This is a genomic window from Pseudomonadota bacterium (genome assembly GCA_010028905.1).
In the GTDB taxonomy this organism is placed as follows: domain Bacteria; phylum Vulcanimicrobiota; class Xenobia; order RGZZ01; family RGZZ01; genus RGZZ01.
This window is the reverse complement of the sequence record RGZZ01000013.1, coordinates 1-23,436: the sequence shown is the minus strand read 5'-3', so window position 1 is coordinate 23,436 and position 23,436 is coordinate 1. Positions and strand designations below refer to the sequence as shown.

Genomic DNA, 23,436 nt, shown 5'->3' with positions numbered 1-23,436 from the left:
CAATGTTACGTCCAGGAAGCAGGGATATCCTTTTCCGCGAGCCAGGCTCGCCCCCCATCGACGTCTCGGAAGCAGCCGTCGATCTGCGCTTCGAGCAGGGCGGTGAGCGTGCGGCCCATCTGCGGCCCTGGCGGGATCCCCCAGCGCTTCAGATGATCGCCGGTCACCAGGGGGGTGACGAGGCGCAGGCGGTCGAGGAAGAGCATGATGCGCTCCTTCACCGATCGCGCGTTCGATCGCGCCAGCAGGTAGAGCACCATCTCGAGCGAGAGCGGCGAGAGCAGGCGGTACACCTCGCTCGAAGGAACCGCGGGGCCGTAGAGGCGACGCAGCAGCAGACGCACATGGTCGCGCTCGAGGAAGAGGCGGCTGCGTGACGCCTGACCGATGGCATAGCGATCGGCCACCGCATGAAGCGCCGCCTCCGACAGGCCGCTCGCCAGTCCGCGGAAGTACACGAGCCAGCGACGCACATGCTCGCGCTCCACAAGAGCGGCATAGCGCAGCAGCACCCCGGTGATCTCGTCGAGCAGCGCACGTACCCGCCCACCCAGCGAGAGGCCCGGATGGATGAGATGGAGAACGCGCAGCTGCGCCATGCGCACGATGGCCGGCACGGGCCGCGCCTCAGAGAGGATCTGCTCGAACTCGTCGCGCACGCGCGCCGGGCTGAGCGCCTCGAGCCAGCCCGAGCGTGCTGCATGGCGCAGCAGCGCCTCGGTGTGCGCATCCATCCGGAAGTGGTAGCGCTGCTCGAACTTGATGGCGCGGAAGATGCGCGTGGGATCGTCCACGAACGACAGGCTGTGGAGGACGCGCACCACCCCTTCCTCGAGATCGCGGCGCGCACCGAAGAAATCGACCAGATGTCCGAAGGAAGCCCCATTGAGCTGGATGGCCATGGCGTTTATGGAGAAGTCGCGCCGATGGAGATCGGCCTTCAGGGTGGAACCAGTCACCTCGGGGAGCGCCGCGGGGCGGGTGTAGAACTCCAGGCGCGTCGACGCCACGTCGATCTTGGTCGGCAGCGCTGCCGGCGACGTGTCATCGCCGGTCTGGGCGCCCTCTCTGGGCATCCGCGTCACCACTGCGGTCCCGAACTTGTGGTGCGCGCTCACCCGCGCTCCCAGTGCCTGCGCCAGCGCAGCGGCATAGCGGATGCCATCGCCTTCCACCACCACGTCGACATCGAGGGTCTCTCGCTCGAGAAGGACGTCGCGCACGAACCCCCCGACCACGTACACGTTCATCTCGAGCGCGTCACCCACCTCGCCGCAGCGGCGCAGCAAGCGTCTCAGGGGCAAGGGAAGACGCTCCAGCCTTCCGACCTCGGTGGTCACCGGCTGCGACTGACGCCGAAGCGCCTCGAGCACGTCGGCCCGCGTGACGATGCCCGCGGCCTGCCCCCTCTCGTCAACCACGATGGCCCGTGTCTGTGCGCCGGACAGGCGACGCAGGAGATCGCGGGCCGAGAGATCGAGCGGTACCGTCGGAAAGCTCGGACTGATGTACGGGAGCACAGACGTCGCGCCCAGGCCGTGCTGCATCGCCTTGTCGATGTCGCGGCGCGAGATGCATCCGTGCACGCTCCCGGTCGATAGCACGGGAAGCACGGTATGACCATGTCGCAGGAAGCGATCACGAACGTCCTCCACCGTCGGGGTGGGATCGTCGACGAGATCGATGTGCTGCAACGGCGCCGACATGACGTCTCGCGCGCACAGCCCCGGACGCGCTTCGCGCTCCACGACCCGCCAGATCTCCTCGACAATGGCGTCGAGCGGGCGCGCGGCCATGGCGGCGGAGGCGGCGCGCGGGTGCCCCCCGCCACCGAAGTGGGCAGTGATGCCGGAGACGTCCGGCCCGCTCTCGCGGCTGCGAGCCACGATGTAGGCGCGGTCGCCCATGCGCGTCACGCAGAGCAGGGCATCCGGGCGCTCGAGATCCATGATGCGGTGAGCCACAACGGCGGTCTCGCCCACATATCGCTCGCTCTCAGCGCGACAGACGAGCACGCGCATGCCGCGGATGTCTCGCATCTGCGACCGCTCGAGGAAGGCACGCAGCAGCGTGTGCTGCTCCTCCCGCAAGGGAGGCTGGGTGAAATCGGTGACGCAGGAGAGGTTCGCCCCCTGCTCGAGCAGCCAGGCCACGGCCCGCGCATCCGCCGGGGTGGTCTCTGGAAACGTGAGCCCACCGGTCTCCTCGTAGATGCCGATGGCGAACAGCGTGGCCTCGATGGGGGAGAGGGTCGGAGGTCCCCCCAAGCGCGCCATCAGTCGATTGACCAGGAGCGTGATGGTGGCCCCGACCCGTTCCACGCAGTGCACGTCTCCTTGAATGCTCTCGGCGGTGGGCGGATGGTGATCGTAGACGTGCACTTCCACGCGGGCGTCGCTCACAATCTCCCGAAACGGGCCCAGACGAGCCGGAACCTGGACATCGACCAGCACAACGCGGGTGAGGGGAAGCGATGCGACGTCATGGGCCTGCTGAATGGGGAACGACGTGCCATAAGCGTCGAGGAACGCACGAACCGAGAGATCGGGCGGACCGATGAGCAGGGGCATGGCGCCGGGATACAGGAGGCGCGCGCAGAACATCGAGGCGAGACCATCGAAGTCTGCGCCGGCATGGGTGATGATGACCTCAGACGGTTGCGGGCGTGTCTCCCCTTCTCCCGGCGCGTGCGATTCGACGCGCCGGGTCAAGGCGCCGCCTCGGCGTGCTGGGCCGGTCCCGCAAGGGGGAGGGTGAACGAGAAGCAGCTCCCCATCCCGAGCTCGCTCTCCACCCAGATGCGCCCTCCGTGAAGCGTGACGAGCTCGCGGGTGATGGTGAGGCCCAGCCCTGTTCCCTCGATGCTCTTGTGTCCATCGAGACGGGCGTGGAGCTCGAAGACGGTCTCGAGGCGATCAGAGGGGATGCCGCTTCCGGTGTCTCTCACATCGACGCGCGCGAGCTCTCCGCTGCAGCACACCCCCACGTCGACACGGCCCCCGACGCGGTTGTACTTGATGGCGTTGGTGAGCAGGTTGGAGACGATCTGACGCAGTCGCTTCGGGTCGGCGGCCACCACGATGGATGTCTCCCCCTCCTCTTCCTGCGGGAGGGCCATCTCGACCTGTCGCTCCTGTGCCTGTGCCCTGAGCGCGTGCATGCTCTCCTCGATGACCTTGCGAACATCAAGGGGCACGCGGCGCAGCTCGATGCCCCGGATGCCCAGGCGAGCCACGTCGGACAGGTCATCGAGAAGCGCATTCATGTGCCGGCTCGACCGCTCGAACTCATCGAGAACGTCACGCTGCCCGTCGGTGAGCTGACCGAAGCGACCGGTTCGGAGCAGGCGCGCATAGCCCAGCATGGCGGTGAGCGGTGACTTGAGATCATGGGAGACCATGGCGATCAGCTCGTCCTTGATGCGGCTGGTCTCGCGCAGCTGCTCGACAAGCGCGGACTCGCGTCGGTAGAGCTCCCCGTGGTGAACCGCAGCGCCCACGGCCGCCGCAACCTGCTCGATGAGCAGGCGCATCTCGGAAGAGAAGCGACCGGGGTCGCGGCTCATGACCTTGAGCGTTCCGATGGCGCGCCCCTGCACATACAGAGGGGCGATGATCGCAGAGCGCATCCCGCTCCAGTGCGGCGAGCGTGAACCTGGAAATCGCGCAAGCTCGTCTTCAGCCTCATCGATGCAGCGCGAAGCATGATGGGTGATGACCCAGGCGGACACCGTGCCTGCCAGCGGAACGCGCACATCGCTGCGCGCCAGGCGCCCCGTGCGCTCGAAATCGAGATCGAGCGCCTCCGGCTCGTAGACCTCGAGGCTCTCGCGCCTCTCGTCGAGCAGGAAGACCACGGCCCGATCGAACGGGAGAAGGGTGCGCATGGCCGACACGATGGCATACAGGGACATCTCGAGATCCGGCGACGACGTGGCGGCACGCATGATGTCGAGCATGCGTTCGATGTGATGAAGCCGCTCGGCCACGTCTCCCCCTGCACCGGTGTGTCCTTGCCCGTCGGCACTCATGAACTGCCCTCCCCCCCTGTCTCCGCACCTCCGCTGCGCACGGCGAGACGCCCGTCGACAAAGGCCCGCAGCTCAGACACCCCCACGGGCTTGCGCAGCGCGGGCGCCCCCACGTCCCGCAGAAACCCCTGAATCTCGTCCCCACTCAGATCTCCGCTGAGGAACACGACCCGTTCGGCCCAGCGCCGGTCACGCGCGATGAGACGGGCGTAGAACTCCTCTCCCGTGCACGTCGGCATGCGGAAGTCGAGGAAGATGATCTGCGGTTCATGGCGCTCGATGAGCGAGACCGCCTCGTCCGGTTCGGACGTCGCGTGCACGGCAATCCCCTCGCTCTCGAGGGCGCGAGAGAGCACCTTGAGCACGGTCGTCTCATCGTCGAGCACAACGACCGTGGCACGCGCCCCACCGGTGGGCGCAGAGGCCCGCGGGGGAGGGCCGGCGATGGCGGAGGCGACGGCCGCTCGCTCGGGCTCGGTCGTCGCGGTCGCGGCAGCGCTGCCTGCAGCGCCGGGCGCGCGCTCCGCGGGCGGCTCGGCCACATCTGGGGGCGCTTCTGGGAGGCTGATGCGGAAGATGGTTCCTCTCCCCTCGTCGGAATCGATGACCAGTCGCCCCTTGTGCTCCTCGATGAGCCGGTTCACAATTGCCAGCCCGAGACCGGTTCCCTTTCCCACGGGCTTGGTGGTGAAGAAGGGCTCGAAGATCTTGTTGCGGATGGCGTCGGGAATGCCCGGACCGTCATCGCGAACCTCGAGCACAACCTCTCCTTTCTGTCTGTACCCTTTGAACGTGATGGCGTGCCCCTTGCCCGACATGACGATGGCATCCTTGGCGTTCTGGGCGAGATTGGTGACGATCTGACGGATCTTGCCCGCGTCGCCGAGCGCCATGAGCGGGTCGTCCGGTGGCTCGAGCTCGGCCACGAGATCGAGCTTCAAGGTTCGGTACGAGGTCTCGAGCAGCTTGACGGTGTCCTTGACCACAGCCCGCAGGCTCACCGCGTGGAAGCCGCCTTCTCGCTGCACGCGCGCGAAGGTGAGCAGGTCCATGGTGATCTGGTTGGTGCGACGCGCAAGTGTGTTGATCTCGTGCAGGGCCTCGGCAACCGCAGGGGTGAGATCGCTTCGTGCCAGCGTGAGCTCGCTGAAGCCGAGGATGCCCATGAGCGGATTGTTCACCTCGTGCGCCACCCCAGCCGCCAGCTCTCCGAGAGATGCCAGCTTCGACGCCTGGAAGAGCTTCTGCTGGGTCGCACGCTCCTCGGTGACATCGCGGATACTGATCACCGTTCCCTGCTCGCCTGCCGCGGCCGATCGGACGAACGTTCCCACCAGGATGAAGGTCCTGTCGTTGCGGGTGATCTCCCGGGTGGCACCCACCCCGCTGTGGAAGACATCATGCCCAAGAAGACCGACAGGGCAATGCCGCGAGTGCTCCGGGGTCTGCTGCGCTCCATCGCCGCAGATGCTCTGATGGAAGGCGCGGGCTGTCCCGGTGGCAAGGGCCCACTCGCCGCTCTGGCGCACCAGCACGACCCCTTCGGTGAGGTTCTCGAGCACGTTGCGGAAGCGCTGCGTCTCCTCGATGCGCTGCATCTGGACCTTGTCGAGCGCCATGGAGGCGGTCTGGGCGATGATGTTGAGCATGCGCAGCGATTCGAGGCTGAGAGCCCCGCGATCGGTCACAGAGAGCGCACCCACGACCCCCACCACACGCTGGTTCACCATGAGCGGTGCCCAGTGCGCTGTTCGAATCCGGGCCTCGAGCGCCGGCGCGCGCAGGTCGATGACGGTCTCCTTGGGCTCGAGCACGTCGGTCTCGAGCAGCACCCCGCTGCGCTCGAAGTAGGCGTTCAGCGCCACCGCCTCGATGGCCGAGCGGAGCGCGTCGGGCAGCGGAGCCCTCGCGCGCAGCGACAGGCTGCGCTGGTCGTCGACGAAGACGAGCAGCACGCCGACATCGTGCTCCACGGCCCTTGCCAGGAACGTGAGAACGAGATTCGGTACGTCCGGGGCGTCACGGGAGAGACCGAGCTGTCGCGACAGCTCGTAGAGAACCTCGGTATCGGCGCGGCGACGCGACAGATCTTCGTCACGCGCGCGCAAGGCCTCGATGCGCTGATTCCTGCGAACCACCAGCTCGCGTATGACCCCGCTCGGAAACTCCCCGACAGGGAGCGGCGTTCCGCTGATGTCAGGGCCCGTTGCGCGGTCTGCGTCGACGATGCGCTCAACTGGGGCGATCCAGCCTCGTCCGAGACGGACGAAGAAGGGAATGACGAGCGCGCCGGTGAGGCTCACGAGAGCGCCGAGCGCGATCTGGGCCGCCCGGGATTGCCCCCCCTGGGCTTCTACGAGCCACGGCACGAGAAAGGCCAGGATGCCCGTGACAAGGCACACGGTCGCAAACAGCGAGCCCAGCCCGAGGCGAAAGAGCAGGCGTCCCTCAGGAGATGCAGGCAGCCAGCGCACGCAACGCCCTCACGCCCCAAGCGCCGTCAAGGATTGGGCAGACCTCTGTCAGAGCACATCGGATCACATCAAAGCTCTTTCCTGTCCGAACGATTCAACGACAGCAGAGGGGTCTCCCTCCCCCGCGCGGACGAAAAGGAACGCAAGATCACACACCACGAGGGAATCGCCATCCCCTCGACGAATTAGGCACTGATGAGTTCTGGCACCAACGCAGTCACCGACCTCGGATCTGGCAGCGCCGGCGTGGAGACGCCCACCCCGAGCCGCCTCATCACGCTGCGACACGTCCTCTGCCTGGCGGGCGACACCTCGCCCACGGGCGATGAGGCGCAGGAGATGGAGCGCTTGATCGAGACCGACACTGAGCTCCTGTATGCGGAATGTCTCCGCCTGCTCGTCGGTCGTCGATCTGTCCCCGAGTTTGCCGAGCAGGAATGGAAGGCGCTCCTCGAGCACCGCCGCGAGCTCGAGGAGAAGCTCGAGCGCCCGATGAGCCTTCAGGCCGCAGCCATCGATTTCTTCTGCGAAGCGCGCCCCACGACGCCCGAGGTCATCATGGTCCCGATTCAGGTCTATCAAGACCTGCACCAGGAGGCGCGCATCGATCCCACGACGGGGCTGTTCGCCCCCAGCACCTTCTCGTGGGCCCTCGACCACGAGGTCCGCCGTGCCCGCCGCTACCGCCGACACCTGGTGATGCTGCTGCTCGAGATCGACGACCTCGAGCAGATCTCGACCCGTCGCGGCCAGGAGTATGCCGACTTCGTCCTTCGCGAGGTGGCGAGCCTCATCAACGAGAACATCCGCAACACCGACACCCCTGCACGAGTCGACGCAACGTGCTTTGCCGTGCTGCTGCACGAGTGCAAGCTCACCGACGGGCGAATCCTGGCGGAACGTCTTCGCGCAACCCTCGAGAAGCGTTCGTTCAGCCTCAACGAGACCGACGAAGGCGCGCATGTCACCGCCACCATCGCGGTTGTGGGCTACCCAGACCATGGCGATGGCGGCGATCGCCTGATGACGAAGGCGCGCGCCCTGGTGGCCCAGTCTCGAGACAGTGGCAGAAACCGCGTCACGAGCGGTGAAGGCGAGGGCTGAGCCCGCCGTTCCCCGCTCGCCGCAGCAACGCTGTGGCGAGGCGACGCACTCGCTTCCCCGTCAGCGCGCGCCTGCGTTCAAGACCCCTGCTTCTTGCGCGCCACGACACAGCCCAGGCAGCACACGGCCAGTACGGCGATGAACCAGTCTCCCCACGCCTGATAGAGACTTCCCACCGACCCCAGGGGCACATTGGCGTAGATCTCTGACGAGGTGAAGAGCGCCGTCTTCTCGTGCATCTCCCCACGCGGGTCGACAAAGGCAGAGATGCCCGTGTTCCCGCACTGAACCAGCCACATGCGCTGCTCGATAGACCGCATGGCGGACATGGCGATGTGATGCTCAGCCGCCGAGGTATGATTGAACCACCCGTCGTTCGTGATGACGACCAGCAGACGCGCTCCCCTGGCCACGAACGCACGTGCGATGTCGGAAAAGGTCGACTCGAAGCAGATCATCAGGCCGATCTCCGCAGATGGCGCCTTCAGAACCGTCTGGTCGGTTCCGGGAGCGAGATCAGCAATCTCGTTGAAAGGGGGAACACGTCCGAGCAGCGACCGGAGCGGCAGGTACTCCCCGAACGGCACCAGGTGCATCTTGTCGTACCGCTCAGAGAAGCGGCCATCCGGCGCTACGAGAAAACCGCTGTTCCGCGCACTCCCGTCATCGGCCCGCTCGGTGGACCCGACGAGGATGCTCACCCCTCCCCTCACCGCCAGGGCGGTGAGGCGCGCGCGAAGAGCCGCGTCGGTGAGCACGGGTGCAGGCACGGCGGTCTCCGGCCAGATGATCAGGCTGGCGCCGTGCGCGGCAGCGCGTGCCGTCGCCTCCTCGAGCGCCTGTAGGCAGTGCGAGAACCGCTGGGGGTTCCACTTCTCGTGGGGGTCTACGTCCGGCTGCACGCACGCCACCGAAACCGTCTGACCCGTGATCGCAGGCAACCCGAACCAACGCCAGCCGGCATAGGAAAGTGCAATCAGCACCACCGATGCGTACACGATCAAGGCCCGACCGGGCCCTTCGGGCGCGTCGCCGGCGACGCGGGCCGCGCGACGCTGCATCCAGACCTCGGCCACGCACGCGTTGACCAGCACCACGATGAACGAGACGCCCCAGGCACCCGTGAGATCGGCGAGCTGGACCACCACGCCGCTGGGCAATTGCGAATACGAGATCTGCGACCAGGTGAGCGCGTAGGCCCCTCGCGATCGCAGATACTCCACCAGGGTCCACGAGGCCGCAAGGAACAGCGGGCGTGCGGCACCGACCCGCAGCCCTCTCGAGTAGAGCGACACCACGGCTCCATAGGCCGCGGGGATGAGGGCTTCGATGGCCACGAAGGCGGCCCAGATGAGCCAGCTTCCCGGCGGGTCGAGCTCGGCGGACCATCGCAGGGTGATTCCGAACAGCGCGAGGCCGAACACGTATCCGGACATCGCGCCCGCCATCGGTCCGGCCTCGGAGAGCACGACGAAGAGCGGGACGAGAGCGATCCACGCGAGGGGCCAGAGCGAGAAGTACGGGAAAGCGAGCGCGAGCAGGGTTCCGGAGAGCCCCGCAAGAAGAATCGCGCCGCGCTGGGAAGCCCTCAACGTCGTCGCTCCAGGCGAATCCCCGGAGGGTCGCCCTCCCCTACGATTGGATGGTCTACCGACATCTCTGCTCGACGATTCATTCGCGCCTCTCTCGCCTTGCTGCTCTGCTTCATGCTGTCGAGCTGCGCATCGGGTCCGAACGGGGCGAGCTCGACGTCTGCGAAGCCGCTCACGCCCTCAGACAGCGCCTCGGTGGCGCCCGGCACGACGCGACTGCTGCAGTTCGCCCTCACCATCAACGATCAGGGCTCCTTCGACAGCGTCAACGGCTTCTACGTGATCATGCTCAACGCCTTCGGTACGCCCATCGACGTGACGAACAACGACAAGTTCACCGACTTCATGCAATGGGACGGAACCTACCTCCTCTGGTATCATCGCCAGACCAGTCCGAGCAGCAACCTGTACACGTTCATCGCCACCAACACCATGAACCAGAACGTGTCGTTCTCTGAAGATCGCCACACCCTGGTGGTGACCCTCAACCCCAGCGAGCAGACCAGCCCGCTCGCCCAGTACATCAGCTCGAACGCCTTCACGGTGTGCTGCGCTACCACCGATCGCCAGGGCATCCTCGGCCGCGTCATCGACACCCTCGGACCCGGGCCCAGCCTCAACAACGACGCGCTCTACACCTACTTCATCGACAAGACCCTGGGGCTGACCTATCCCGCCCCCCCCGAGTACCCCAACGACCGGCTCAACGACTGGATCACCCAGCCAGACAACGACGCAAACTTTCCGTACGTCAACTTCGACATCAAGAAGTTCGAGGTCACGCTGCACTGATGCAGACGCGAGACGCGCGCCGTCTGACCGCCCTGCTCGCGCTCTGGCTGATGCTCTCCGCGGTCGCCAGCGCACGCACCCTCCCCGTCGAGATCGGCGACCGTGTCGGCTACACCTATCGCAAGGTGTTCACCATCGCGGTGCCCGCGGGGTGGCGCACGCACGATCAGTCTGAGGGAAGACGGGCGGTGGTCGCCTGGACAGATCGCACCGGCAACGGCGCCATCCAGGTGATGGTGACCGATAGCGGCGCCCCTCCCGACGCCGCGCAGCAGAAGCGCTTCCTGAGCGACTACGCGCGTACGACGTTCGGCCGTGGCCCCCAGTTCCGCCTGTCTGTGTCGCGCGGGCCAACAGGGTGGGTCGCCTCCTGGACGTACCTTGCCTCCGGCACCCGACAGGGCCGCGCGCGCCTCGCCGGACGAAGCCATCTCTTCACACGCGGCAACCGCCTCGCCGTGGTCACCGTGGCGGTGCCCGCAGACCAGCTCTCGAGCCTTTCCGGCTCGATTCGCAAGCTCGTCTCGTCGTTCCGCCTGCTGGGCGGCCCCCTCTGAGAAGCGACAGCCGACGCGGCGCCCTCAGCGAACGGGCGTGGGCACGCCTGTCGGGGTGACCGAATCCGGACGAAACCCACGGTTCGTGATGCGAGGCAGCACCGGCTGCGTTGCGGTCGGGCCCACCGAAGGCAGCTGGAACGGGAACGACTTCAGGTTGATCTGAAGGAAGAACTCCTTCTGCACACCGCGATAGATCAGACTGGTCAGGAAATCGTGACTCTCGTTCTGGAGCATGAAATCGGTGTAGGCGATGCGATTGTTGACGAAGTCATAGAGGCCGTAGTACTGCACGCTGAGCGTGGGAGACAAGGGGAGCCTCACGCGAGAGTCGAGCTGCATCGGTTGCCCGCGGTCGATGTTGTAGTTGGTGCCAACGTCGATTCGAAGGTCATTGATGGGCTTCACCGACAGACGCGCGCGGAGATCGTAGTTGACGTTGTAGAGGAAATCGCGGCCGGTCTCGAGGCCGAGATAGAAGCGGTCGCGATCGTGGAACTCGATGCCGCCGGAGAGGCTGTTGTACTGACCGAAGAAGTCTGCCTGCAACGGTGAGAAGCCTGCGCCACGCTGCATCCGATAGTCGAGGTGGGTGCGAAAGCTGCGGCTCCAGTCCTGGACCCAGTCGGCGCGCACGGCGCCCGTGTACTGCTTGTCACCGTTGTCATAGATCAGCTGACGAATGCCCGCGCCGTAGAGCAGGCTTCCTCCCTCGCCCAGGGGGAGGTAGGAATCCGGGATGGCAAACTTCAGATCGGCTCGCCCGACGCGGGTTCCCGATGGCTCCTCCTGGTACTGACCCAAGGCCAGGGAGAGCCGCAGGGGCACCGAGCCGACATTGAAGAGCCGCGACCGGACCTGCACCTCGGGGAGACGGTTGAGAAGGAAGACAGGCGAGCCGGTGGCCGACGTCTTCTCGAGCGTGAGGTCGGTGTCGAACAGGGCCGATCGATAGCTGAGGCGATCGAGGGCGTGCACGAAATAGGAGTGGTAGATATCGTTCGAGGACTGCTGATAGGTGACTTCGAGGGTGTTTCGAAGCCAGTCTGACAGGTAGGCGTTGTACACGGTTCCGACCGACTGCCCTTGAATGGTCTGGGTCGTCCCGCTGAACGAGGTTGAGCTGTAGAGCTGCAAGAAGAGCGACAGGGTGTGACGCAGGCCGCTGTCAGAGAGGTAGACCCCCATGAGGCTCGAGGTGGGGCTGGCGACCTGTGGGTTCGAAGAGGCGTAGCGGTTGCCCTGGTACTGAAGGATCATCGTCATGGTGGGCGACAGCCGGAGCGTGGTGAGGTCACGCAGCTCGTATCGCCCACGATTCGGCGTGGGGAACGCCACGTTGTAGTAGAAGAGGTTGCCGTACCCCCGCGAACCCAGCGTGTAGTTGTACTCGAGCCCGTTGCCAAAGCCCCCCTTCTGGTACACCTCCGCAATGACGCGGCCGTAGTTGGCGCGATCGAACAGGAACGGGAAGTTCTCGCGGATGTAGGCGCCGTCCTGACGGTTGTAGCCAAGCGCGGGGATGAAGCTGTACCGACGGCGCTCACGCAAGCTGAGCACGACCAGCTCGCGTCCGACGACCTGACGCCCCCCGAGGTAGAGACGCGCCTTGCGGATCTCGAGACGCTGCTGGGGGTAGACGTTGATGACGTTGCCCGTGAGCTTGAAGTGCTCCTGGCCTCGGGGAAGGTCGCACGTGGTCATGGTGGCCTTGATGAGTCGAAGCACATTGCCATCCCAGCGCACGCGCGGAGCCGTGAAGAAGAGCGAGTCCTCGATGGACGCATGATAGACGTTGAGGTTGCGGGCCACGCCATAGGCATCCTGGAGGTCGGCCACGCCGCTCTTGAGATCGTAGGTCGCCGCGGCGGCATTCACCTCGTCACCCATCATCCGCACGACCACGTTGCGACGCGCGTGAAGAAGGTTCTGCTCTTGATCGATCTCGATCTCGTCGGCCTCGATGTGTGCGGTCTCCGTGATGGCGACGGCGTGTCCGCGGGCGATGGTTCGATTGCGCTCGTAGACGACCTGATCGCCGCGCAGGCTGGCGTGCTCGTTCCGATTCGCCGACGCGCCGCCAGCTCCGGTCTTGCGCCCCGGTGATCGGGTTGCGGTCGGACGCCGCGCGGGGGTGGGACGAGGGCCACCGATCTGGTAGACCGTGGCGGAAGGAGAAGGGGAAGGCGAGGGGCTCTGCGCCTGGGCCACGACGGCGAACCGAAACAAGAACAGCAGCACGAGTACGGCTGCCGAACAGGTTGACCAGGCTCGGATGCGGATGTCTGGGGCGCTCACTACACGACGGTCCTCGTCGGTGCTTCTTCAAGTCATGCCCCGCTCCTCCCCAGCGATCGCCGCGGCCGCGATCGGGGTGGATCCGTTGAAATAGCGACGTCCCCTCTCGTATATTGAGCAGACATGACAGACCACGTGATTGCCTCCCGTTCGGGAGACACGGTGGTACTCACCCTCCACCGACCCGACAAAGCCAACGCCTACAACAGCGCGCTCATCGAAGCGCTGCACCGACACGTCGAAGCGTGGCACGCCGATGCTCATCTGCGCGCTGTGATCATCACGGGAAGCGGGCGTCACTTCTGCGCGGGCGCCGACCTCACAGAGCTGCGTGCGCGTGGGCTGACCGACGCCCTCACCCTGCGCAGCGCGGCCGTCTTCGACGCGCTCGCCGCGGTGCCCGTGCCCACCATCGCCGCCATCAACGGCGCGGCGCTCGGTGGCGGCCTCGAGCTGGCGCTTGCGTGTGACCTGCGCGTGGCCAGCGCCGGTGCGACCCTCGGCCTGCCCGAAACGCGCCTGGGGCTCGTCCCTGCGGCAGGAGGGCTCACCCGGCTGCCCCGGATCGCCGGAGACGCCTTCGCGCGAGAGATGATCTTCACGGGGCGCCCCATCGACGCCGCCACAGCCCTGCATCGTGGCATTGTGCACCGCGTGACCGAGCACACCGCTCTGGAGGCCGCCCACGAGCTGGCGAATGAGATCGCCGCGGCAGACGGGCTTGCGATACGACTCGCCAAGCGCGCCCTCGACACCTCGGTTCCCGACCAGGCTGCGCTGGCACAAGCGATTCTCTACCATCGAGAGGCCTCTTCCCGTGCTTGACGCTTCGGCCGACGCCCCCCGTTGCGACCGCGATCTGAGTGCGCCCCCTCCCACGACCGCGCACATCATCTCCATCGGCCGAGCCGTACCTCCGCAGAGATACAGCCAGGAGCAGATCATCGAGCTCTTCGGCCTCGGCGATGCGAAGACACGCCGTCTCTTCCGCAACAGCCACATCAAGTACCGCAACCTCTACCTGCCGGCCCCAGGCCCGGACGGCATGCCCGACGAGAGCGTCGAGACCCTCAACAGAAAGCATCTCACCGGCTGCCTCGAGATCGGTGGAGAGGCGCTTCTGCAGGCGCTGTCCGTCGCGGGGCTCACCCCCCGCGACATCGACCTGCTGGTCTGCGTGACCACCACGGGCTACCTCTGCCCAGGGCTCACCGCGCACTTCATCAAAACCTTCGGCCTTCGCGACAACGTGCACCGCATCGACGTGGTCGGCATGGGATGCAATGCCGCGCTGAACGCCCTGCAGCCGGCCTGCATGTGGGCACAGGCCAATCCCGGTCGAAACGTGGCCATGCTGGCCGTGGAGATCTGCTCCGCGGCGTACGTGCGCAATGATTCCATCGAGACCGCGGTCGTGAACTCACTCTTCGGAGATGGAGCCGCCGCCGTGATCATCCGAGGTCAGACCGCTGGAACGGCAGGCGCGTGGCCGGCTGTTGTCGACTTCGCGTCCCTCACCCTCACCGACGCCATCCACACGATGCGGTTCGACCTCGACAACGGCCGCCTGTCATTCTTCCTCGACAGAGACATCCCGTACGTCATCGGCGCCAACTGCGGACGCCCCGTGCGCGAGCTGCTCGAGCGCGCACGACTTCGGCAGCGCGACATCCGCCACTGGGTGGTGCACAGCGGCGGCAAGAAAGTCATCGACAGCGTCAAGATGAACCTCGAGCTCACCGATCACGACATGCGACACACCCTGCACGTGCTCGAGAACCACGGCAACATCTCGTCTTGCGCCTGCCTGTTCTCGTTGGCGCGGCTCGTGGAAGAAGGCGCGGCCCGCCCAGGCGACCACGGCATTCTCATGGCGATGGGACCGGGCGCTGCCATCGAGACGGCGAGGCTGATCTGGTGAGCTTCTCCACCGCAACCCTCGAGGCCACAGAACAGGGCGATGTCTGCGAGGTCGTGATCCGGGCAGAGCGCATCACCGTGGCCATGGTCGCCGATCTCGAAGCCCTCGCAACGTGGCTCGACGACGCGTGCACGTGCAGCGTGGTCGTGTTCCGCGGCCGGGCCGGCAGGTTCACCCAGGGCATCGACCTGTCAGACTTCTCCCTGCGCCAGACGCCGGACATCCACGGGTTCAACAAGTGGGAGCGGGCACTGGCAGCGCTCGAGCGCCTGAAGAAGATCACCATCGCCGCCATCGAGGGACCGTGTCGAGGAGGAGGCGTTCAGCTCGCCCTGGCCTGCGATCACCGCATTGCAACGCCCACCGCGATCTTTGCCCTCGACGAGGTCAAGAACGGCTTCCTTCCCGGGCTTGCGGTGTACCGACTCGCCAAGCACGTCGGCATGGGCGTGGCCCGATACATGGTGCTCAGCGGACAGCCCGTAGACGCCGCGGAAGCCGCTCGGACGGGGCTGATCCACACCGTCGCGACCGATCTCGACGCCGAGATCGCACGCGCGACGACCGCGTTCCTGCCGGTCGACGGCGTCGCGGTCTCTCTCGCACGCCGCCTGCTCAACGACTGCTGGAACAAGCCCTATGAAGATTTCCTGGGCGACTTCCTCGCCGCCCAGCATCGCGCCGTCAGCGGAGAGACGTTCCAGCGCCGCCTGCGCGACGAAGCCTTGCGCCCGCCCGCGTCGTGACCGTCGGCTTCCCGGTCGATCAAGCGGTGATGTCGCGGATCCATCGCATGCGCGTGCCCCACGCGCTGGAGGTTGCCGCCCTTCATCACGCCGACATGGGGAACAGCCTGTGGGCGCGACTGGGACGGCGGTTCCTCGAGACCCTCTACCGCGCGCTCCTCGAGAGCCGGTGGTTCCTCGGCTTCGTCTACATCGAAGACGGCCGTCTGGGGGGATTCGTCGCCGCCACGACCAACGGCCGGCGCATGTTCGCCGACGTCCTCCGGCGACGCGCGATTCCGCTGCTGCTGCGCGCCGCACAAGGCGTGATGCGTGACCCGTCGATTCTGCTCCCCCTGCTCTCCACCCCCTTCTACTTCCTGAGAAGCCGAGCCCGCCCATCAGAGGCCGAGGCCACGCGCGCGAACCACCCGCCGGACGCCGCGCCCGCCCTCGCCGACGCAGCCGATCGCGACGGAACCGAGTCGCTCTTCTGCTCGTTCATGCCCGAGCTGCGGGGGCGACGCATCTCCGGACACATCAACAAGGTGCTCTTCGACGAGCTGGCCTGGCGTGGTCACGCGACCGTGAAGGTCACCACCGAGGTCGACAACGAGGGGGCCGTTCGCCAGCTCACGCACTGGGGGTTCCGACGGTGCCGCTCCTTCCGCTTCTACGAGAAGGACATGTGGGTCTTCGTGCTCGACCTGCGCGCGAGTCCTCGGGTCGAGGCACAGCGCCACCCATGCGCCGACAGTGGCCCGGGGGAGGAAACATCCCCCGGCCGGTGAAACAGGCGGGCCGTGAACACCCCGCAACTGTCCGGACGCACGGGGCTCCTGGGCGGAACGTTCAACCCCGTTCATCTCGGGCACCTGCACATCGCACAGGAGGCGATGAGCGCCTTCGAGATGGAGCGCGTGCTGCTCGTTCCCAATCGAATCCCCCCCCACCGCAGCGACTCGTCATCGGTGGTCGACCCCGAGCATCGCGCCGCCATGCTCGAGCTTGCCACGGCGTCCAATCCCAGGCTGTTCGTCTCTCGCATCGAGCTCGAACGTGCCGGACCGTCGTACACGGTCGACACGGTGGAAAGCCTCCTGGCTGAGCAGCCGGCGGCGCGCCTGTGCTTCATCACGGGTGCCGACTCCCTGTTGCGAAACATCTGGCGAGACCTCGATCGGCTTCTCGGCATGCTCGAGGTGATGGTCTGTGTGGCGCGTCCCGGATTCGACCTGGGAGCCCTGTGCGGTCGGTTGGACGAGCTCGGCCTGAAGAACCGGGAGCGGGTTCGCACCCTCGAGGCGGAGCCCTATGCCGTGTCGTCGACCGAGATCCGTCGGAGGGTCGCGGAAGGGCTCTCCACGCAATACCTGGTTCCACGCGAGGTGGCCGATTACATCGAGAAGTACGGGTTATACAAGAACGGAGGCATGCGGTGACCAAGAAGAAGAAGACAGCCGTCCCTGAGGTAGAGGTAGAGGTGGAGACGACAACGGAGAGCGCTCCCGTCGCGCCCCCCCCAGACTACGAAGCCATCGCGCGCAGAGGCGCCGAGGCAGCCGAAGACAAGAAGGCCACCCGCGTTGCGATCATGGCGCTGGGAGAGGCTTCGCCTGTGTGCGACTATTTCGTTCTTGCCAGCGGCAAGACGCGCATCCAGACCCGCGCCATCGCCAATGCGATTGATGAAGCGCTGGAAGCCGTTCCCGTGAAGCGCACGCGTCAGGGCTATCAGTCGGGCAACTGGGTCCTCCTCGACTACGGGGGCGTGGTGTTCCACGTCTTCCTCGAGCGCGAACGCGAGTACTACGATCTCGAGGGGCTCTACGCCAAATCCCCCATCATCTACACCTCGAACGGAGAGAGCGGAGAGAGCGCCGACCTCGCCAAGAAGCGCATCTGATGGAGCCCGTGCCACCGGCGCGAGGAACGTCTGCGGGGCTCGCCGCGCTCACGGCGGCCCTGGTGAGCAGCCTGCTCACGGCGACCTTCATGCGGGCCCGGCTCACGCCTTCGTCGCCTCCCTCCCCGTCCTCTCCCGTCAGCATCAGTGCCACCGCGGCCGTGCCTCCGGCGCAAGACGCCATCGTGCGTGCCGCGCGAGAGATCGGCCCGTCGGTGGTGAACATCGAGATCCGCAGCGCCGCGGCGAGCCGCACCGCCATCGAAGACGGCGGTCTGCCCAGCGGCCAGGGATCTGGGGTCATCGTGAGCAGCGATGGGACCATCCTGACCAACCACCACGTGGTGCAGGGCGCGTCTCAGATCGAGGTGACCCTCCCCGAGCCGGATGGCCGCAGGCTCCAGGCCCGGCTGAAGGGAGCCGACCCGCTCAGCGACGTGGCCATCCTCAAGGTCGACGCTGATAAGCTGCCGGCTGCGCGCCTCGGAGACTCTGACAGCACGCCCATCGGCGCATTCGTGCTGGCGGTGGGCAACCCGTTCGGATTTCAGCACACGGTCACCGTGGGTGTCCTCAGCGGACGGGAGCGAGAGATCCCTGAGCCAGGCAAGGAGTTCCGCAACCTACTCCAAACCGACGCCGCCATCAATCCCGGAAACTCCGGGGGGCCGCTCGTGGACATCGACGGGCGCGTCATCGGCATCAACACCGTCATCATCACACGTGGCCAGGGGCTGGGATTCGCCATTCCCATCAACACGGCGCGCGACGTCATGCAGCAGCTGCTCGCGAACGGCCGGGTCATTCGCTCCTACATCGGCATCATCATGATGCCGGTGACCCCCAGACTGGCGCGAGACGCTGGTCTTCCAAACGGAGCGCGAGGCGCGGTGGTGCGTCAGGTGATGCGCGGAAGTCCCGCCGCGGGCGCCGACATCCGCGCGGGTGACATCATCGTCGGCGTCGATGCCCGGCCGACCTCGAGCATCACCCAGGTGCAGTCCGGCATTCGCGCCCACAGACCGGGAGAGCGGGTGACCCTGACCATCTACAGAGAGGGGCACCCGCTGCAGACACAGCTGCCTGTCGACGAGATGCCCGCACACCTGCCTCGGCCCTGATCGGCGCGCGACACAGAGGCGTCGCGCGTCCGGCGCCGAAACCTGCCCCATGCCCAAGACATTCAAGGTCCACTTCAGCCGCTCCCAGCGAACCCTCGAGATCGCGGAAGACGGCATCATCCTCGAGCAGGCCCTTCGCAACGGCCTCAACGTAGACTACGGCTGCCAGGGCGGGTCGTGTGGAAGCTGCATGGTGAAGGTGAATGGCGATGTCTTCCAGTGGGGGAGAGCCATCGACGACGATGAGAAGGCACAGGGGCTGGCCCTCATCTGCTCGGCATACCCCCTCGGCGATCTCGAGATCGACGCCTGAAGCAGAGCGCCAGGACCGCACACACCCGTGTCAAGCCGACCCGCGTCGACGCTCAGTGCGGTGTGGGGGCGGGGGCGTTGTCCTTGCGCGGCTGCGTCGGTGAAGTCCGTTCCGAAGCAACAGGGGCGCCACCTCGGAGGCGATTCACCGGACGCGCCGACGCAGTCGAGGGGCGAACGTGACGCGACGATCTGTCGGCCATCGGCGAGGGCGAGGCTCCGGCCTTCGGAGACAGGAGCCGAGCGCGTGACGGGATCTTGACCACGGCGCCCGCCTTGACGTCTCGGGGATCGGTGATCTTGTTGTAGCGCAGCAAGGCGTTCTGCATCGAGCCGTCACCATAATAGTGATCGGCAAGGTCCCACATGCTCTCTCCGGCCTTCATCTTGTGCTCGAGATCGGGCTTTCCGTCTGCGGGAGCGCGGTCTTCTGCCGAAGCAGCCGCTGAAGCCGCGCCGCTCGGTCGTGGCGACGAGAGGCGCTGCGGCGTAGCACGCACCCGTACCTCTGGCGCCCGGCCATCTCCCAGCACGGCATCGAGGCGCTGCGTGAGGGCGTCAAGACGCTGATTGACCTTCTCCAGCTCGGAACTCGTCCCCCCAGCCCCCACCCGCGTGAAGATGAGGACAACAAGCATCAGGCCCATGATGCCGAGCATGGCAAAATCACGAAGCGTCATCGGCGGTTCCTGCAGCTGACGCAGGATCTTCTCGAGGCTGCGCTCGACGAACCGCTCTTTGAGATAGGTCTCACTGGTCTGCGAAACCTCCGACGGCGCGCTTGGAAGCGTTCCGCCTGCACTGCCGGAAGGCCGCGCGGCAGTGGCCGAGACGGGCTTCGGCGGGGCCGATCGAGGGGCTTCGGCGACCGCGCGATCGACCCAGTAGGCGCCGAGCTGTGACACGCCCCGACCGCGGCTGCTGAAGACCTGGAGGTCAGCGCGCTCCGGATCGATGACGCATGCCACCTGCCAGTCGGCGGGGAAGAAGTAGCGATGCACGAAGCTGTCGGCTTCGGAGACACTCACCCCCGTGCCCGGGTGGCTGTGATACCAGCCCACCACCCGCAGGCTTTGAAACGACGCGGCTTTCGCGGCCAGCATCTCCTGCCAGGCGTGTCGCGGGACGCGCACGCGGTGCACCTCGGGCGTGGCGTTGAACGCCAGCGCCTCGCGCACATCGACCATCCACGAGTCACCGACCTGGCTCACCGTTCCGAGCAGCACACCTGCACACGAGAGCGGCGCAACGGCTCGAGAAGCCTCCTCGATGACGCGCACGGCCCTGGCCGACAGCTTCACGACCGGATCGTGTCTGCGGGTCACCCCGCGGCACTCGCATCCGGCCAGGGCATCTCGAACCTCTTCGACACGCAGCGAAGGGATGGGCGCCTCGGTCACCTCACCCAGAACGACAAGACCGGCGCGACTCATGCGCTTGCTCGAGTGACGGCCGAATCACCCAGGGCGTTGGGACCGTGAGCGATGGCCTTCTCGGTCGTCTTGTCGAAGACATGCATCTTTCCGAGATCGAAGGCAAAGGGCGCGCGGTCGCCGACGCGCGCGCGGGTGTGCGCGTCGACACGGGCCACGAGGGTGTCGTCGCCGCACGAGAGATGCAGATAGACCTCCGAGCCCATCTCCTCGAGCACCTCGATGTTGGCCTCGAAGCGGGCCTTCCCCGACGCGTCAGCGCCCTCGTGGATCGACTCGGGACGAACCCCCAGGGTAACCGCCTTCCCGTCATGTCCTCGAAGGTCTCCGTGCGTCTCTGGAGGGGCACCGACGCGAAACCCGCTGCCTTTGAGGTACACCCCGTCTGGCGCACACTCGACGACGGCGTCGACGAAGTTCATCGGCGGAGATCCGACGAATCCTGCGGTGTACTGGTTGGCCGGCCGCTCGTAGATGTTGAGCGGTGAGTCGAACTGCTGGATGAGGCCATCGCGCATCAGCACGATACGATGCCCCAGCGTCATGGCCTCGGTCTGATCGTGCGTGACATAGATGGTGGTGACCCCGAGCGTGCGGTGGAGCTTCTGCAGCTCGGCCCGCATCTGGACGCGCAGCTTCGCATCGAGATTGCTGAGCGGCTCGTCCATGAGGAACACCTTGGGCCGGCGAACGATTGCGCGCCCCATGGCCACGCGCTGGCGCTGTCCACCGGACAGCTCCTTCGGCTTGCGCTGCAGGAACGACTCGATCTTGAGAAGACGTGCCGCGTTCTGAACCCGCTCGTCGATCTCGGCCGGGGGCATCTTTCGCAGGCGAAGGCCGAACGCCATGTTGTCGTAGACGTTCATGTGCGGATAGAGCGCGTAGTTCTGGAAGACCATTGCGATGTCGCGATCCTTGGGAGAGAGATCGTTGACGCGCGTCTCGTCGATGTAGATGTCGCCGCTCGTGATGTCTTCAAGGCCCGCCACCATGCGCAGCGTGGTTGATTTCCCACATCCGCTGGGACCCACCAGAACGAGGAACTCCCCGTCCCGGATCTCGAGGTCGAGATCTTGCACGACGTGCACATCACGCCGCATGCTGCCCGGCTTCCAGAACTCATACCACGACTTCTTCGCGGGAACCGAGCCCTCGTAGATCTTGTTCACTTTCTTGAGGACGACCTTGGCCACGTTGCTCCTCCGATGGGCCGTCGGGCTTTCTGCACGACGTCGGGGACGGGTTCGCTCAGCGCTCGACGATCCCTGCACCAACGAGGGGGGCGCGCAAAGAGAGGAGTGTCAGATCGGGGGGTGGAAGAGCGCGATGTGGACAGAGCAGATACAGTCCAAGGGGCGGTGGGGGTGGAGATCACCGACGAGCAGTTTCTCGTCGCTGTCGTCGAGCCCGAAGGTAGAATCGTGTCCGAGCCGGTCACGCGCTCACTCGACCGCGACCGCGAGCCCACCGCGTTCCTTCGCGAATGCGTGGTGCCCGCAGTCGAGCTCGCACTCCGAGAGCGACCCGAGCGCGTGGTCGGACTGGGTGTCGCCCTCCCCGGAACCCTGCGCCCGGAAGAGGGCCTCTGCCTTTTCTCCACCGCGCTCGGGTGGGAGAACGTCGCCGTGGCCGAAACCCTCTCGAACGCGCTCAAGATGCCCGTCTCACTGGTCAACGACATACGCGCCAACTACGACGGAGAGCGCGTGTACGGTGCGGGTCAAGGCATCGACAATCTCTTCTGCCTCACCGCCGGACGCGGCATCGAAGGCGCGCTCGGGGTGCGTGGCCAGCTCTACGAGGGCGACACCGACAGTGCGGGGGAGATCGGTCACCTCACCGTCGAGCTCGACGGGCTGGCTTGTGCCTGCGGAAACCAGGGCTGTCTGCAGACCGTGGCCAGCACACCCGCCGTCGCCCGCATGGCGGCAGAAGCCATTCGACTCGGAGCGCAGAGCGCTCTGTCGGAATGGGCCAGCGAGACGAATCCCATCACCTGCGACCTCGTGGAGCGCGCGGCCCTCGAGGGAGACGCCCTCGCGCTGAAGGTCTTCGACGCCATCGGGCGCTACCTCGGGCTTGCCCTCTCCAGCGTCATCACGCTCGTGAACCCGCGCCGCATCGTCATCGGTGGCCCACTCGCCACGTCTTTCGATCTCTTTGCGCCGGCACTGCTCGAAGAGGTGCGCAAGCGCGCACGCATGGTTCCGCGCGACTACACCGAGATCGTGGCGACCCCGCTGAAGCAGCAGGCCACACTGCTCGGAGCGGCGTGGCGTGCCCTCGAGGCCCGTCGGGGGGGCGCGGTCACCCCGTCCTGACGATACGGGCGCTTCGCCTCAGCGCAGGCGACGAGCCCAGAGCGTGAACCCCTTGGGCTCGGAGATGACCCAGAGCATCTCACCAGATCCCACATTGAACCCGACCACCGTGCCGGTAAGACGCGCAACCTCTTCCTGGCCGGTCCCATCGAAGGCACAGCGATGAACCGTGGCCTCGAGCTCTCCAGCATCGACCCAGTACAGATGATCGGCGTCCGCCGCCAGGAAGTGGACTCGGCCAACGTCCTTCGCAATGACCTGCTTGTCGCGATAGATCCGCGACTGGTCGGCATAGATCACCGTATCACTGCCGGGTGGTGCCAGCAGGGCCATGAGGTCTTCAGGGCCGGTCTGAATCCTGCGTTCCTTCCCGGCCAGGGGAAGAACGACGATCTCATCAGACTTCTCAACCTGCCAGGCAACGAGTCGGTCGTTCGACGCGAGCAGACGCACCTTGGCGGTCGCGTTTCCCACCGAATCGATTCTCGCCCGGCCAAGACGGCCCGCCTGCAGCCTGCCCACCGCATACCCACCTTGCTCGAGAGACGGCTCGGCACACGCGACGAATAGCGCGTTGGGCGCGCAGCTGAGAGAGGAGATCAGTGGGAGGCTCTTGAGCTCGACGCGCCGCGCCACCTTTCCCGCCGCGCTCTGAAGGCGCCCGTCGCTGAGCCAGTACACCGAACCATCGAACAGGCCGGGGCTACCGATGTGCTGGGTGGAATGTGCAATCCTACGGTCTTCTCGAGACGCCAGAGCAGACGGTGACGACGCCATGGCTGACGGGTCGGAGGAGGGAGAGCCACCAGGCTCATCGACCGCGGCAGACGAGTCGGCACCCGGCGCC

The 23,436-nt window shown here is 66.2% G+C and carries 20 protein-coding genes; 12 read left to right on the top strand and 8 right to left on the bottom strand.

Annotation, left to right across the window (positions count from 1 at the left end; all coding sequences use genetic code 11):
• Positions 1–5 precede the first annotated feature (5 nt).
• From EB084_02140 to EB084_02130, 3 genes are read right to left on the bottom strand one after another with little or no spacing between them, the layout of a single operon-like run.
• The gene (locus EB084_02140) at positions 6–2,711 is read right to left on the bottom strand and encodes a CBS domain-containing protein (protein ID NDD27050.1); all 2,706 of its coding nucleotides are present in this window, start codon (positions 2,709–2,711) and stop codon (positions 6–8) included.
• A complete protein-coding gene (locus EB084_02135) occupies positions 2,708–4,030 on the bottom strand; it encodes a GAF domain-containing protein (GenBank protein ID NDD27049.1) in 1,323 nt (440 codons plus the stop codon). The genes EB084_02140 and EB084_02135 overlap by 4 nt, the downstream gene beginning before the upstream one ends.
• Positions 4,027–6,504 carry a response regulator gene (locus EB084_02130; GenBank protein ID NDD27048.1) on the bottom strand — a complete coding sequence of 826 codons (2,478 nt, stop codon included), beginning with the start codon at positions 6,502–6,504 and terminating at the stop codon, positions 4,027–4,029. Before EB084_02130 ends, EB084_02135 begins: the two co-directional genes overlap by 4 nt.
• 195 nt (positions 6,505–6,699) lie before the next feature.
• On the opposite strand from EB084_02130, the gene EB084_02125 reads away from it, so the two are divergent.
• Positions 6,700–7,608, top strand: coding sequence for a GGDEF domain-containing protein (locus EB084_02125; protein NDD27047.1), 909 nt, complete (start codon positions 6,700–6,702; stop codon positions 7,606–7,608).
• Between the two features lie 77 nt (positions 7,609–7,685).
• Here EB084_02125 and lnt read toward each other — a convergent pair whose 3' ends face one another.
• On the bottom strand, positions 7,686–9,200 hold the full coding sequence (gene lnt / locus EB084_02120; protein ID NDD27046.1) for an apolipoprotein N-acyltransferase: 1,515 nt from the start codon (positions 9,198–9,200) through the stop codon (positions 7,686–7,688).
• 99 nt (positions 9,201–9,299) lie between these two features.
• On the opposite strand from lnt, the gene EB084_02115 reads away from it, so the two are divergent.
• Positions 9,300–9,992: a hypothetical protein gene (locus EB084_02115; protein NDD27045.1), complete on the top strand. Its 693-nt coding sequence runs from the start codon at positions 9,300–9,302 to the stop codon at positions 9,990–9,992.
• Positions 9,992–10,549, top strand: a complete 558-nt coding sequence (locus EB084_02110) for a hypothetical protein (GenBank protein ID NDD27044.1) — start codon at positions 9,992–9,994, stop codon at positions 10,547–10,549. The genes EB084_02115 and EB084_02110 overlap by 1 nt, the downstream gene beginning before the upstream one ends.
• A gap of 24 nt (positions 10,550–10,573) precedes the next feature.
• On the opposite strand, the gene EB084_02105 is transcribed toward EB084_02110, so the two are convergent.
• Positions 10,574–12,847, bottom strand: coding sequence for a hypothetical protein (locus EB084_02105; GenBank protein ID NDD27043.1), 2,274 nt, complete (start codon positions 12,845–12,847; stop codon positions 10,574–10,576).
• A 123-nt stretch (positions 12,848–12,970) separates the two neighbouring features.
• Between EB084_02105 and EB084_02100 the strand changes: the two genes are divergently transcribed.
• The 8 genes from EB084_02100 to EB084_02065 are packed head-to-tail and all read left to right on the top strand — an operon-like array spanning position 12,971 to position 18,833.
• Positions 12,971–13,672, top strand: coding sequence for an enoyl-CoA hydratase/isomerase family protein (locus tag EB084_02100; GenBank protein NDD27042.1), 702 nt, complete (start codon positions 12,971–12,973; stop codon positions 13,670–13,672).
• Positions 13,545–14,768, top strand: a complete 1,224-nt coding sequence (locus EB084_02095; protein ID NDD27041.1) for a type III polyketide synthase — start codon at positions 13,545–13,547, stop codon at positions 14,766–14,768. The genes EB084_02100 and EB084_02095 overlap by 128 nt, the downstream gene beginning before the upstream one ends.
• Positions 14,765–15,514, top strand: a complete 750-nt coding sequence (locus EB084_02090; protein NDD27040.1) for an enoyl-CoA hydratase/isomerase family protein — start codon at positions 14,765–14,767, stop codon at positions 15,512–15,514. The genes EB084_02095 and EB084_02090 overlap by 4 nt, the downstream gene beginning before the upstream one ends.
• Positions 15,511–16,284 carry a hypothetical protein gene (locus tag EB084_02085; protein ID NDD27039.1) on the top strand — a complete coding sequence of 258 codons (774 nt, stop codon included), beginning with the start codon at positions 15,511–15,513 and terminating at the stop codon, positions 16,282–16,284. The genes EB084_02090 and EB084_02085 overlap by 4 nt, the downstream gene beginning before the upstream one ends.
• 12 nt (positions 16,285–16,296) lie before the next feature.
• Positions 16,297–16,935 carry a nicotinate (nicotinamide) nucleotide adenylyltransferase gene (gene nadD / locus EB084_02080; GenBank protein ID NDD27038.1) on the top strand — a complete coding sequence of 213 codons (639 nt, stop codon included), beginning with the start codon at positions 16,297–16,299 and terminating at the stop codon, positions 16,933–16,935.
• On the top strand, positions 16,740–17,399 hold the full coding sequence (gene rsfS, locus EB084_02075; protein NDD27037.1) for a ribosome silencing factor: 660 nt from the start codon (positions 16,740–16,742) through the stop codon (positions 17,397–17,399). Before nadD ends, rsfS begins: the two co-directional genes overlap by 196 nt.
• Positions 17,399–18,520, top strand: coding sequence for a PDZ domain-containing protein (locus tag EB084_02070; protein ID NDD27036.1), 1,122 nt, complete (start codon positions 17,399–17,401; stop codon positions 18,518–18,520). The genes rsfS and EB084_02070 overlap by 1 nt, the downstream gene beginning before the upstream one ends.
• 49 nt (positions 18,521–18,569) lie before the next feature.
• Complete coding sequence (locus tag EB084_02065; protein ID NDD27035.1) at positions 18,570–18,833, top strand: (2Fe-2S)-binding protein; 264 nt, start codon at positions 18,570–18,572, stop codon at positions 18,831–18,833.
• A 52-nt stretch (positions 18,834–18,885) separates the two neighbouring features.
• On the opposite strand, the gene EB084_02060 is transcribed toward EB084_02065, so the two are convergent.
• Complete coding sequence (locus EB084_02060; GenBank protein NDD27034.1) at positions 18,886–20,265, bottom strand: LysM peptidoglycan-binding domain-containing protein; 1,380 nt, start codon at positions 20,263–20,265, stop codon at positions 18,886–18,888.
• Entirely contained in the window at positions 20,262–21,368 is a 1,107-nt protein-coding gene (gene ugpC / locus EB084_02055) for a sn-glycerol-3-phosphate ABC transporter ATP-binding protein UgpC (GenBank protein ID NDD27033.1), read from the bottom strand. Before ugpC ends, EB084_02060 begins: the two co-directional genes overlap by 4 nt.
• 105 nt (positions 21,369–21,473) lie before the next feature.
• Here ugpC and EB084_02050 point away from each other — a divergent pair, with 105 nt between their 5' ends.
• On the top strand, positions 21,474–22,589 hold the full coding sequence (locus tag EB084_02050) for an ROK family protein (GenBank protein ID NDD27032.1): 1,116 nt from the start codon (positions 21,474–21,476) through the stop codon (positions 22,587–22,589).
• A gap of 18 nt (positions 22,590–22,607) precedes the next feature.
• Here the strand turns inward: EB084_02050 and EB084_02045 are convergent, their stop codons facing one another.
• On the bottom strand, positions 22,608–23,270 hold the full coding sequence (locus tag EB084_02045; GenBank protein NDD27031.1) for a hypothetical protein: 663 nt from the start codon (positions 23,268–23,270) through the stop codon (positions 22,608–22,610).
• Between the last annotated feature and the right edge of the window lie 166 nt (positions 23,271–23,436).